Annotated in this window: 11 protein-coding genes; all 11 read left to right on the top strand. The window is 38.8% G+C overall.

What is annotated here, in order from left to right; translation table 11 throughout:
* Positions 1-32: 32 nt before the first annotated feature.
* Positions 33-974, top strand: a complete 942-nt coding sequence (locus AC0KSB_RS13500; protein ID WP_472310164.1) for an ABC transporter ATP-binding protein — start codon at positions 33-35, stop codon at positions 972-974.
* A 15-nt stretch (positions 975-989) separates the two neighbouring features.
* Entirely contained in the window at positions 990-1,775 is a 786-nt protein-coding gene (locus AC0KSB_RS13495) for an ABC-2 transporter permease (protein ID WP_472310162.1), read from the top strand.
* A 5-nt stretch (positions 1,776-1,780) separates the two neighbouring features.
* The gene (locus AC0KSB_RS13490; RefSeq protein WP_472310160.1) at positions 1,781-3,298 is read left to right on the top strand and encodes a DUF7088 domain-containing protein; all 1,518 of its coding nucleotides are present in this window, start codon (positions 1,781-1,783) and stop codon (positions 3,296-3,298) included.
* 16 nt (positions 3,299-3,314) lie between these two features.
* Positions 3,315-4,862 (top strand): DUF4340 domain-containing protein, encoded by a 1,548-nt coding sequence (locus tag AC0KSB_RS13485; protein ID WP_472310158.1) that lies wholly within the window; start codon positions 3,315-3,317, stop codon positions 4,860-4,862.
* A 5-nt stretch (positions 4,863-4,867) separates the two neighbouring features.
* Positions 4,868-6,025, top strand: coding sequence for a DUF5711 family protein (locus AC0KSB_RS13480; protein ID WP_472310156.1), 1,158 nt, complete (start codon positions 4,868-4,870; stop codon positions 6,023-6,025).
* Positions 6,026-6,097: 72 nt separating this feature from the next.
* A complete protein-coding gene (pepF, locus tag AC0KSB_RS13475) occupies positions 6,098-7,948 on the top strand; it encodes an oligoendopeptidase F (protein WP_472310154.1) in 1,851 nt (616 codons plus the stop codon).
* Between the two features lie 22 nt (positions 7,949-7,970).
* Complete coding sequence (locus tag AC0KSB_RS13470; RefSeq protein WP_472310152.1) at positions 7,971-8,336, top strand: CYTH domain-containing protein; 366 nt, start codon at positions 7,971-7,973, stop codon at positions 8,334-8,336.
* 8 nt (positions 8,337-8,344) lie between these two features.
* Complete coding sequence (locus AC0KSB_RS13465) at positions 8,345-8,665, top strand: hypothetical protein (protein WP_472310150.1); 321 nt, start codon at positions 8,345-8,347, stop codon at positions 8,663-8,665.
* Complete coding sequence (locus AC0KSB_RS13460) at positions 8,658-9,977, top strand: BaiN/RdsA family NAD(P)/FAD-dependent oxidoreductase (RefSeq protein ID WP_472310148.1); 1,320 nt, start codon at positions 8,658-8,660, stop codon at positions 9,975-9,977. The genes AC0KSB_RS13465 and AC0KSB_RS13460 overlap by 8 nt, the downstream gene beginning before the upstream one ends.
* Complete coding sequence (locus tag AC0KSB_RS13455) at positions 9,967-11,595, top strand: NAD(P)/FAD-dependent oxidoreductase (protein ID WP_472310146.1); 1,629 nt, start codon at positions 9,967-9,969, stop codon at positions 11,593-11,595. The genes AC0KSB_RS13460 and AC0KSB_RS13455 overlap by 11 nt, the downstream gene beginning before the upstream one ends.
* Before the next feature lie 36 nt (positions 11,596-11,631).
* A complete protein-coding gene (locus AC0KSB_RS13450) occupies positions 11,632-12,528 on the top strand; it encodes a diacylglycerol/lipid kinase family protein (RefSeq protein WP_472310144.1) in 897 nt (298 codons plus the stop codon).
* Positions 12,529-12,534: the final 6 nt, after the last annotated feature.

The raw sequence follows: 12,534 nt of genomic DNA, 5'->3' as shown, positions 1-12,534 counted from the left end.
ACATTCAAAACTGAATTACGGGAGGAAATACTATGATAGAAATTCATAACCTCGTAAAGTATTATGGGGAAAAGCTGGCGGTTGATAATGTCAGTTTTACAGTTGAGAAAGGTGAAATTCTGGGATTTCTTGGACCAAACGGAGCAGGTAAAAGCACAACTATGAATATCCTGACAGGATTTCTTTCTGCAACATCTGGCAAAGTTACTGTAAACGGACATGATATTTTAGAAAATCCGCAGGCTGCTAAATCATGTATTGGATATCTTCCTGAGAACCCTCCTTTGTATCTGGATATGACAGTCCTTGAATATTTAAAATTTGTTTCTGATCTCAAGGGTGTTGAAAAATCTGTTCGCATATCGGAAATGGCTAATATAATGAAGCTGGTCAGAATAACGGATGTTGCCGAACGTCTTATCAAAAATCTATCTAAAGGTTATCGGCAGAGGGTTGGTATAGCACAGGCGATGATTGGCAATCCAGATGTGCTTGTGCTTGACGAACCGACAGTGGGTCTTGATCCTAAACAAATTATTGAAATAAGAAATCTCATTAAAGAACTGGGCAAAAAGCATACGGTAATTCTAAGTTCACATATTCTGCCTGAAGTGCAGGCTATTTGCGAAAGAGTAGTTATCATTAATCAAGGCAAGATTGCTGCGGTGGATACTCCTGACGGATTGTCACGCAAAATGGCAAAAACTTCCAAGTTCCAACTGGCTGCGGAGGGACCTGCCAAAGAAGTAATTCAAAAAGTACGGTTAATTCCAGGTGTCAGAATGGCAGAACTGATTATGGAAAAGGAAGACAATATAAATATTTTTGAAATTGAAAATTCAGCAGATGCCGATGTAAGAAAGCAGGTATTCTTCGAAATGGCTCGTAATAGCTGGCCTATAGTGGAAATGAAATCTCTTGATCCGACTCTTGAGGAAATATTCCTGAAGGTAACAGAGAATAAGCTGGTATAAAGGAGGGGCATTTGTATGAATCGTATAAAAGCAATTTGTAAACGTGATTTTATGGCATATTTCCATTCACCGATGGGTTTTGTCATTCTGGCAATATTTTTAGCTCTGGGAGGATTGTTTTTTTCTTCTTTCATTTTAAGCGGAGCGATAAATATAGTGAGTGAACTGGCATTTTTACAATCTTTTTTCTTTATTTTGATACCTTTAATGACTATGCGGTCTTTTTCTGAAGATCGTAAAAACGGTACGGAAGTACTTCTTTATACCTCCCCCGCCAGTACAATAGAAATCGTAATAGGAAAATATCTTGCTGCCTTGTCTTTGTTTCTTGTTATGACAGCAAGTACATTTATACATGTTTTTATTACCTTACTATATGATGGTGTCATTAATATCAGTGTTTTGGGAGCCTATATAGGATTTGTTTTCCTGGGTTCTGCTTATATTGCTATTGGTATATTTGCTTCAGCTCTTACTGAAAATCAAATAATTTCCGCAGTTATATCATTCATTGTTATCATGCTGCTTACCCTGATTGATGCAATTGCCAGTATGCTTGGTTCGATAGCTGCTACCTTGATAGACAAAATTAATTTTTTCGGTTTATCAAGTACGCAGATCGGTTCAGCCGGGGATGCTGTTACAAATGCTGTCAGGTGGATAAACCCCAGTACACGTATAGGCAATTATTCTGCAGGTATTTTTGAAATATCGCCGCTGATATTTTTTGTCAGCATAGTTGCAGTATTTTTGTTTTTAACAAACCGTGTGATAGAAAAAAGACGCTGGAGTCAGAGGTGAGGCATATGAGTGAGAAGAAAAATAATATACAAAAAGAAAAGAAAAGTGATGTTAAGAAAGATAGAGCTGTAGATAAGAGAAATCTGAGCCTGCGTAATTTTTCTGTAATAGCGACAATAATGTTTATTGCGATTGTTCTTGTGTTCAATATTGTCTTTGATAATTTGCTTGGTGATAAACTTAAGTGGGACTGGACAGGCAATAAGATGTATTCTATAGGAGATGTTACTGAAGAGATTCTTGCAAATCTTGACAAAAATATTGAGATCATAGGTTTGTTTGAGCAGGATTCCCAGTACTATAACTATTATGCAGATATCATGCCTATGCTTGATGAATATGTAAGCAAAAGTTCGGGCAGAATCAGCTTGACTTTTGTGGATCCTGATCTTGATCCGACAATTTTACAAAAAATTGATCCTGACAATGTAGTTAAGCCTTCAGCCGGTAATTTTGTTGTTTTCAGCGAGGATACAGGCAAGGCAAAAAATCTGATCAGTAGTGAACTGTATCAGGTTGAAATGAATCAGTATTATGAAACTGTAGTAACAGGTATAATTGCAGAACAAAGCATCACCGGTGCAATCAGATACGTGGCATCTGAAACTACGCCTGTTATTTATTTTACCTCAGGGCATGGCGAGCTTGATTATACTAATCAATACCAGACTATGGTGAGTCTGCTGCAGAATAACAATTATAAAGTTTTGCCTCTTGATATATTTGATATCAATGAAATACCTGAAGATTGTGCTGCTCTGATTATGGTTGATCCTCAAAATGATATTACGGCAGGAGGCCGTCAGGTTATTTTCGATTGGCTTCGGTCCGGTGGCAGTTTGATGGTTTTAAGCAGTTTTAATCAGGCTGATTTTTCAGAGCTGAACACTTTACTTGAGGAATTCAATATTGAAATAAGCAACAGCAGATTAAGGGAAGAGGATATTGAAAACCAGTATCAGCAGGATGCATATTCTATAAGAGCCAATGCTCCGGCCGGAGCTGTTACGGCAACTGCAATTGATAGATATACATTATCTCTCAATACCAGAGCAATAAATGAAATAAAAAATGCCAGAGACTGGCTGACAGTAGAACCTGTGCTTACTACCTCCGATAAAGGTGTAGCCGAGGTCGGCGGCGATGCCGAAAGTTCTTCTGCTCAATCTCTTCAGTATATAGGGCTGCTGGCAGAGTATAATGGCTGGGTTAATCAAGATACTGTAACTGATCCTGCACGTGTTATTGTTTATGGCAGCAGTGCTTTGTTCCGCGACGATATAATACAGGCTTTTGGTACAAATTTATATAATCCTACTTTGTTTTATAACAGTATCAACTGGCTGGCTGGTGAAAACCAGGATGAAACTCTTCTGATTAGTCCCAAAGTTCCTACTTCTTATGCAATTGCCAAAGGTACAACCACCAGTATTATTATAACTGCTGTTTTTGTAATGCTTATTATACCGATTTCCTTGCTCATCGTAGCTCTGGTCGTATATAGGAAACGCAAACATCTGTAAATTACGGAGGCGTAAAATGATAAGGCAAAAAAGAACATTAATAATATTCGGTGCTGTTTTAATTATTTTGATTGCGGTACTGGTAATTATTAATCAAAAGCCAGATTTAGGATCATCAGATCCATCTGATGATAATATAATAGAAATAGAACCTGTAATTGAATTAATTTCTGCTGATATCAAAGAAATAGAAATCATTAATCAGAATACCAGTCTTTTACTGATACCTGAGCTGGTTTCAGAAGGTGATTCTGAAAAGATTACCTGGACATTGGCAGATGAAAACAGTTCTTTTTATGATAAAGAGAGACTTACAGATCTGGTTAATAGTATTTTGTTATTAAATGCCGAACGTGAAATAGAAACATCTGCGGAGAATATAGAGCGTTTCGGGCTTGGCAATCCACAAATTGAGATTAATTATCATCTTAAGGACAATACAAGCAAAAAAGTTTTGATTGGCGATACTCTTGCCAGTGGAACTTCTGAATATGTTATGCTTGAAGGAAGTGGCAGAGTTTGTTCTGTCAGCACATCCGTATCTGCAAAACTTCAAGAAAATAACCTCTATTGGCTGGATAACAATTTGCCGGTAAATTTTCTTTATAATGATTTGATAAGCTTTTCGATGCAAAGATCAAGGGATAATGTAAAAATGGAAGTTGATTGTGAGTTTGTAGGTGATCCTGAAGATTCACAGACAAATGCACTTAGCTTCAAGGTTGTATCCCCTTTATATAAAGAAGGTGATGCAAATAGCATGGGTAATCTGGTATCCCAGATTACCAGCATCAGTGCGGCTGATTTTGTTGAACTTAATCCGGCAGACATTTCAATTTATGGTCTTGACAGCCCGCAGTATGTTTTTGAATTAGCGACAAAAAACAGTAAACTCACTTTAAAAATAGGAGATATTGCTGAATCTGGCAGACTTTATGCTGTTTCTGATCAGGTTGATGCAGTTTTTACTGTTGAAACTTCAACTTTGACAGCTCTCGATACTCCGCTGGTTGATTTAGTAGATCCTTTTGTCTGTCTTTATAATATCGGTCGTGTTTCAAAAATAGAAGCTGATATATACGGAACCGTTTTTGAAACCGAAATAGAGCTTGAAATGGGTCAATCAACAAGTGATGAAGAGGCGGCTTTCTTCTTAAACGGGAAAGATGCTAAGATATTTAGTCAAACAAATACAAATCTGTATACAAAATTTTATCAGAGTATAATAGGTATAACTCTGGCAGGCATTGACACAACCGATGTGCCGGAACCGGGGGCAGTTGATAATGCGAAGGCAAAACTTGTTTTTTATCTTGAAAAGGATACCGACAGTGGTGATCCTGCCAGAACAGAGACTGTTGAATTTGTTGAGCGGGACGCTTATACTGATTATGTTTTTATTGATGGGAAATATACTGGTTTCTACATAAACAGGGAAGCTGCATTCACTTCTGATCAAAAAAATAGTGAAGGCATTATTACTGCTTATAAAATGCTCGAATATTCTATTTTGAATTCAGTTGATGGAGTATTCAATACAGAGGAAGGCTATCAGATTGATTAGATATTATGGTTAATCAAAGAAAACACTATCCTGTTAAACGCCGAAGCAGGGCCAGCCTGATCGTTTTGATTGTGCTGGCTTTGCTTCTTATGATTGCTGCTGTTATTCTAGCGATAAGTCTGCCTGAGGAAAATAACTGGCCTCAGGAAACCGAACCTGTATTTACTCAGCCAGTTTTGGATACAGGTTTTGATGCCGATTCCTCACAGGTTCAGAATATTTATCCTCTTGGACAAGGTGTTGTTAGAATAAGTCAGAATCAGGTGGCTTATCTGAATATTCAGGGTAATGAGATTTTTGCTGCTGAATCAGAGATGTCTGCTCCTTTTTGTGTTAAGGCAGGGGAATATCTTCTGGTTGCAGATCGTGACGGGCATGCTTATATTATGCTGACTGAAGAAGGCATCTTATATAAGGGAAATCTTACTGGTAGGATTGCCGGTGCAGCTGTTAGAGCTGATGGCTATATGGCTCTTATAGAGGATCAGACTGATGGACATGGTATTGTCAGAATGTTTGAGCCAGAAACAGGCTTGAAGTTATATGACTGCTATTTCCCAGAATCCGGATATGTTCTTTCTGTTTCTTTTTCACCATATGAAGATTATTTTGATGTAGCTATTGTTAATACGGATGGCGCTTCTATTCAACCTGTTTTTAAGAGATATAGCATAGAAGGGTTAGAGCAAGGTCAACTTTTACCAGACACAGTAAATGTTCTTCCTATAGTTGCCTATGACAGCGATGGGGTGATGACCGCCGGTGGTGTGAGTGAATTATACGGATTTTCTTATAATCAGGATTTGCCCTTGTATCAGGAAACTTTTCATCAGATAAAAATGATACAGGGATACCAAGGAGGACTTGTCATTATTGCCAATCAAAGATATGGAGGCAAATGGGAAGTTTTCACAAGAGATAGTCGAGGGAACCTAAGTGCTGGTATAGAGTTGGGAGAGTCTGTTACTCCTTTTGCCATAAAAAACAGTAAAATGGTTATTGGTGCCGGGACTAGCATGATGGTTATTGATTTGGATAAAAATGAGGTTCTCTTTGACCAGAATCTGGCAGTAGAAATTGTCAGAGCGGATTTTGTATCTGATGAATTACTGACTGTCGTAACTAAAACAGGTATTCGTAGACTTAATTTAAAAATGGAATAATTATAGTATATTGTGGTCAATGTTTATATATGATCGTATATTTAGTTTTTTGAAAAATCATGGAGGTTTTGTATGATAAAAACAATAAAGTTCAATAGAAATGCCGATATGTCAGATTCAGAGATACCAGTCTGGAAAAGTAGAGATGAAATACCGGAAAAGTACAAGTGGAGACTGGAAGATATTTTCTCCGATGATAAAGCTTGGGAACTTTCCTTTAAAAATATGCAGTCCTCAGCTGAAAAAATAGTTGAATGGAAGGGTCGTGTAGGCAGTTCTTCTGCAAATCTGCTGTCCGCTCTTGAATGTGATTCTGAACTTGATCAGGCGATGAGTGAGCTTGTTGCCTATGCAAGAATGAAAAGAGATGAGAATAACAGTCTGCCTGTATACCAGGATATGACAGACAGAATTATGTCGTTATACTTTCAGATTGCAGCAATGACATCTTTTCTAAGACCGGAGATTGCTGCTATACCGGAAGAAAAAATTATAGAATATATTGAACAGGAAAAAGGTCTGCAGACTTATCGGCATCTTCTGATGAACCAGATTCGCCAGCGTCCGCATATTCTTAGTGAATCTGAAGAGAAATTATTATCTGCTTTTGGCAATGTCAGTCAAGGGTTGGAAGATGTACATAATATGCTGGATAATGTCGATATAAAATTTGGCAAAATAAAAGACGAAAATGACCAGGACATAGAGCTTACAATGGCGAAGTTTGCACAGCTGCGGGATCACCCTGACCGCAGAGTAAGAGCAGATGCTTTCCGCAAGGTTCATGAGTCTTATTCTGCACTGGGCAATACTTTGGCGAGTCTTTACAGTACACAGGTTAAATCTGACTACGTATATGCTTCTGCTCGTAAATTCAGCAGTTCTCTGGCGGCAGCTCTTTTTTCTGATCGTTTGCCGGAGGAACTGTATACTAATCTGATAGATATTATTCATGATACTCAACCTGTACTAAACAAATACCTTGACTTGCGCAGACGTCTTTTAAAACTTGATGAGCTGCATATTTATGATACTTATATCCCGATTATCGAAATGCCTAAAAGAAGATATAGCTTTGAACAGGCCTGTGACATGGTAAAGGCAGCACTTGCTCCTCTAGGTAAAGAATATGCAAAACAACTTGAACGTCATCTGACAGACAGGTGGATTGATGTTTACGAAACACCTTCAAAAACCAGTGGGGCATATTCTTGGGGTACCTACAAAACACATCCTTATGTTCTGCTGAATTTTAGTGGTACTTTGTCGGATGTTTTTACACTGGCGCATGAAATAGGGCATAGCATGCACACCTTCTTTTCTTCCGCCAGACCTTTTGTACAGTCGCATTATCCCATTTTTCTGGCTGAAATTGCTTCAACAGTTAATGAGAATCTTTTGATCAGATATTTACTTGAACAATGTGATGAAACAACAAAGGAAGGTCGTCTTGAAAAAGCCTGGCTGCTTAATCATTATCTGGAGGAATTCCGACTTACTGTTTTTCGACAGACCATGTTTGCCGAATTTGAGAAGACTGCTCATTCTATGCTTCAGTCAGGTGAGACTCTTAATGCTGATTCCCTTAATAAGCTTTATGCAGAGCTGTTGCGTTCATATTTCGGACCTGAGACTGTTATTGACGATTACATGTCATGGGAATGGTCAAGAATACCTCATTTTTATAATTCGTTTTATGTTTTTAAATATGCAACCGGTTTTTCTTCGGCTGTTGCAATTACTAAAAATATCATAGAGAACAATGCTGTTGACCAGTATATGCAGTTTCTGTCTGCCGGTGGCTCAGATTATCCTCTCAATATTTTGGCAAAAGCTGGTGTTGATCTGACAGGAACAGAACCATTGATTAATGCAATGAAGGATTTTGAGAAGACTCTGGATATGTTGTCAGAGCTTATATAATCAAAAATGATGAGGTAAAAGGATGGAAACCGAGCTGAAATACAGATTTTCTGATCAGTCATTAGTTGCCGAACTTTTCTCAAATCAAATGGTCGCAAAATATATAATTCCTGCTTCAAAGGCAAATTACAAAATGCAAAGTATGTATTTTGACACTTTTTCAGGTGATTTGAGCCAAAACAGGGCAACCTTGCGTGTCAGGCAGGAGAATGATTTATTTGTAGTTACCATAAAAATGGGTTCGAAAATTGCCGATGCTCTTCATCAGCGATTTGAATGGAATGTTGATTTGGGAAAAGAGTTTTCTTTAAAGGAATTTGCTGCCGGATTTAATGCTGATATCTTTTCAGCAACATTATCAGCTGAAAAAAATCCGGAAATGTTTTAGCTGATCTATTGCGGCAAATAAACCAAAAGCCTCTGATATTGATCTGTCAGGCAGATTTCAGCCGTCTTTGTTATGATCTGGCTTATTGTGATACGGTTGTGGAGATAGCTCTTGATCAGGGTTTTATTTTAGGAGGTTCCTTGCGTGAACCTATATGTGAGCTGGAGCTTGAATTGAAAAAGGGGAAAGTAGATGATTTGATTTCTTTAGGTGCAATTTTGAGTCAAAAATTGAAACTGGAGCCGGAAACAAAAAGTAAATATGCACGTTGCCTGAGCCTTGTTAGGCAAAGCAAGGAGATAGTAAAACCGGAGATGCAAAATGAATGAGAATTATGCTCTGATTATAATTGGTGCTGGAGCTTCCGGTATGATGGCTGCGATTGCTGCTGCCAGAGTACTGCCTGATACCAGCAAAGTTCTGGTGCTGGAAAAAGGTAAACGTGCCGGCAGGAAACTTCTTGCAACAGGTAATGGCAGATGTAATCTCTCCAATATTAATGCCGGTCCTGACTGTTATTATGGTAGTGAAGCAAGATTCGCACGGGGGCCATTGCATCGTTTTTCAGTTGCTGCTGTTTTATCTTTATTTGAAGAATTAGGTTTGAAGACAAGACAGGATTCGGAAGGTCGTATATATCCATTATCTAATCAAGCTGCCACGGTTCTTGACATAATCAGACTTGAAATGCACAGATTGAATATCGTCGTTAAAACAGAACAGCCTGTTAGTGAAATAATACGCTCAGAGCCTCTATATCTTGGTAAGAAGCCATTAACATCAGAACCGGCATTTAGTGTAAAAACAAGTAACGGCAAAATATACACTGCCGATGCTGTTGTTCTTGCTACCGGAGGTCTTGCCGCACCTGCTCTTGGCGGAACTGAAGATGGTTATAAAATAGCTGCTGAACTGGGGCATGATCTTATTACTCCATTTCCGGCACTGGTACCTTTATGTCTTCAATCACCAATCTGCAAAAGATGCAGCGGTATTCGCTTTGAAGCAATAGCTAGTATAAAACAGGAAGGCAAAATACTAGAGAAAAACCGAGGCGAGTTTTTGTGGACAAATTACGGTATATCCGGGATCGCTGCAATGGAATTATCGAGAACATATAATGCTGTTTCTAACGAGATAGATACAGATTTGGAATTTGATTTTTTGCCGGATATGAGTGAGGAAGAACTTCGTCAGTGGCTGCGCCAAAGAATAGATTTACATCCTGATCTGATTTGTGAAAGTGTGCTAACAGGACTTATGCACAGAAGATTGGGTGAAGAACTGGTAAAAGCAGGTGTACATAATTCGGTGGTGCCCACTTTGTCTAGTTCCAGACTTACAGAAGAACATATTGATTCTCTTATAAATACAATTAAAGGATTAAATATAAAAATAACAGGCTCAAGGGATTGGGATCAGGCTCAGATTACGGCAGGAGGTCTTGATGTCAGGCTGTTTTATCCCGATAGTATGGAATCACGTATTTGCTCAGGTTTCTTTGCAGCCGGAGAGGTTTTGGATATTGATGCTTCTTGCGGCGGCTTTAATCTGCAATGGGCATGGTCAAGTGGCTGGATTGCCGGTTTCAGAGCTGCAGGTCATTTGCTAAAACAGGAGGCAGAATTCAATGGCAGTTAAAAAAATAATAGAACTGGTATTGCCTTTGGGTCATAGTCAGGAAGAACTGCTTTCTAAATTGGCAGATAAATTATCAATTTCCTATGAAGATATTCCGCAATGGACTGTTATCAGGAAATCAATAGATGCCCGTAGAAAAGATGCGATCAAGATAAATTATGCTATTCAAACAGGTGTTTTGCCACAATGTAAAGGAATAGCTGGATTATTGCCCGATAATTATCGGAAAAACAGCAGTCATAAACTGTTGAGAGATATCAACAGGCCTGTGATTGCGGGCTTCGGACCGTCAGGTATTTTTGCTGCTCTTTATCTGGCTTTATGTGGATATAATCCCATTGTGCTGGAAAGGGGAAGTCCGGTAGAAAAAAGAAGTATTGATGTTGCTAGCTTCTGGAAAGAAGGCCTTCTTGATTTGCAAAGCAATGTCCAGTTCGGAGAGGGCGGTGCAGGAACATTTTCCGATGGTAAGCTGACTACCAGAATCAAAGATTCCAGGTGTGAGTCTATTTTACAGGAACTTGTTTTATGTGGTGCTCCGGGAGAAATTCTTTATCTTTCAAAGCCACATATAGGCACGGATATTCTTCGCAAAGTAGTTGTAAACTTAAGGGAAAAAATTATCAGTCTTGGTGGTGAGATCAGGTTTAATTGCACTTTAGATGGTTTTGATTTGAACAAAGGGTGCCTGGAAGGTGTTTTTTTTACAGACAATTCAGATAGTGCAGCAGGTTCTAAACAAGTATATCTAAAAACTAAGCGCTTGATTTTAGCTATAGGTCATAGCGCAAGAGATACTTTTGAAATTGTATATAAATCAGGACTGCCGATGCAAGCAAAAGCTTTTGCTATGGGTGTAAGAATAGAGCATCCACAGAATTTGATCAATGCGGCACAGTACGGAGTGTCATCGTCTCATCCACAGCTTCCGGCTGCTGAATATCGCCTGGCAACAAAACTATCCTCTGGCAGATCTGTTTATTCTTTTTGTATGTGTCCTGGTGGAGAAGTTATACTTGCTTCTTCTGAGGCTGGAGGTATTGTAACAAATGGCATGAGCTACCATGCCAGAAATATGAATAATGCCAACAGTGCTCTTTTGGTATCGATATCTGAAGCAGACTTTATTGGACAAAGCCCATTGGGTGGAATTGAGCTGCAGCGTCGTCTGGAACAGAGAGCATATGTTGTGAGCGGTGGATATAATGCTCCTTCACAGCTTTTGTCAGATTTTATGCCTGAAGGTATTGCTGCTAAAACCGATAAAGTCAGCCGGCAGTTAATGCTGAATAATCTGCCTTTTAAGACTGAATCAACTATCAAACCAGTCTCAAACTTTTGCGCCAGTGAAGATTATCTACCTTCTTATATATGCAAAAGTCTGCAGGAAGGAATTGAGCAGTTTGATAGAAAAATCAAAGGTTTTGCCTGGGAGGGCGCAGTTATTACAGGACCGGAAACAAGAAGTTCATCTCCTGTGAGGATTCTTCGAAATGATAATATGCAGTCGGAAAAAACAGGCATTTTCCCTTGTGGTGAAGGTGCAGGGTACGCTGGAGGCATAATGTCGGCTGCACTTGACGGATTGAAATGTGCTAGTGCAATAGCTATGATATAAGTATAACAATATAAAAATAAGAAAGGGAAATGTGACTTGAAAGTAAAAGTTATTATAAATCCTTCTTCAGGACGACAGATCGTGCAAAAGCATGCACAACAGATAATAGATAAGCTGGTTGAAGATAAAACTTTTCGCCAGGTTGATATAACGCAGACGACAGGTGCCGGAGATGCATATGAACTTGCCAGAACATTTCAGCCCTGGCAGACAGATTTGATATTGGCTGTTGGCGGAGACGGTACCTTAAACGAGGTAATAAACGGTATGCTTGACGGTGGTCAAACAACCCCTCTGGCAATGCTGCCTGCGGGTACTGTAAACGATTTTGCTTTTTCCCTGGGGATTCCCCGTGAAGTTGATGAATATTGTAAAATGCTGCGTAGATTTAATACTATATGGTCAGATGTAGGCAAAGCTGGAAACAAGTATTTTCTTAATGTTGCAGCCGGAGGTATTTTAACCGATGTTGCTTACAAAACTACTTCAGATGCTAAAACAGTTTTAGGTCAACTGGCATATGTTTTTAGCGGCGCTATGGATTTACCTCAACAGTTGTGGCAGACTGTGCCTGTTTCAATAACGGCAGATAATAAAATAATAGATGACGAAATAATGCTGTTTATTGTTTCGAATTCCAAAAGTGTTGGCGGTTTTCGTAATTTGGCACCAGATGCCAGTATTACAGATGGTCTCCTTGATGTGCTTGTTGTTCATAAACAAAGCTGGATAGATTTTTTGCCGCTGTTGGTGAGACTTGTTAATGGAGAACATTTAAATCATAAAAGTATCAGTTATTTCCAAACAAGAAAGCTGGAAATAGTTTGCAATAGCAATTGCTCTGTGCCTTTGGATCTTGACGGGGAACAAGGTGATACATTGCCTGTAAAAATAAAATCTGTACCATCGGCAATAAAGCTGGTAATTCCCTGAAAATTT

The organism is Ercella succinigenes (assembly GCF_900002895.1).
The sequence above is the reverse complement of the archived record's forward strand: the minus strand, read 5'-3'. Positions and strand labels throughout refer to the sequence as shown.

Coding starts and splice junctions, on each gene's coding strand:
- AC0KSB_RS13485 (WP_472310158.1), top strand. CDS start 3,315: ATGATAAGGCAAAAAAGAACATTAATAATATTCGGTGCTGTTTTAATT.
- AC0KSB_RS13455 (WP_472310146.1), top strand. CDS start 9,967: ATGGCAGTTAAAAAAATAATAGAACTGGTATTGCCTTTGGGTCATAGT.
- AC0KSB_RS13480 (WP_472310156.1), top strand. CDS start 4,868: ATGGTTAATCAAAGAAAACACTATCCTGTTAAACGCCGAAGCAGGGCC.
- AC0KSB_RS13500 (WP_472310164.1), top strand. CDS start 33: ATGATAGAAATTCATAACCTCGTAAAGTATTATGGGGAAAAGCTGGCG.
- pepF (WP_472310154.1), top strand. CDS start 6,098: ATGATAAAAACAATAAAGTTCAATAGAAATGCCGATATGTCAGATTCA.
- AC0KSB_RS13460 (WP_472310148.1), top strand. CDS start 8,658: ATGAATGAGAATTATGCTCTGATTATAATTGGTGCTGGAGCTTCCGGT.
- AC0KSB_RS13495 (WP_472310162.1), top strand. CDS start 990: ATGAATCGTATAAAAGCAATTTGTAAACGTGATTTTATGGCATATTTC.
- AC0KSB_RS13470 (WP_472310152.1), top strand. CDS start 7,971: ATGGAAACCGAGCTGAAATACAGATTTTCTGATCAGTCATTAGTTGCC.
- AC0KSB_RS13490 (WP_472310160.1), top strand. CDS start 1,781: ATGAGTGAGAAGAAAAATAATATACAAAAAGAAAAGAAAAGTGATGTT.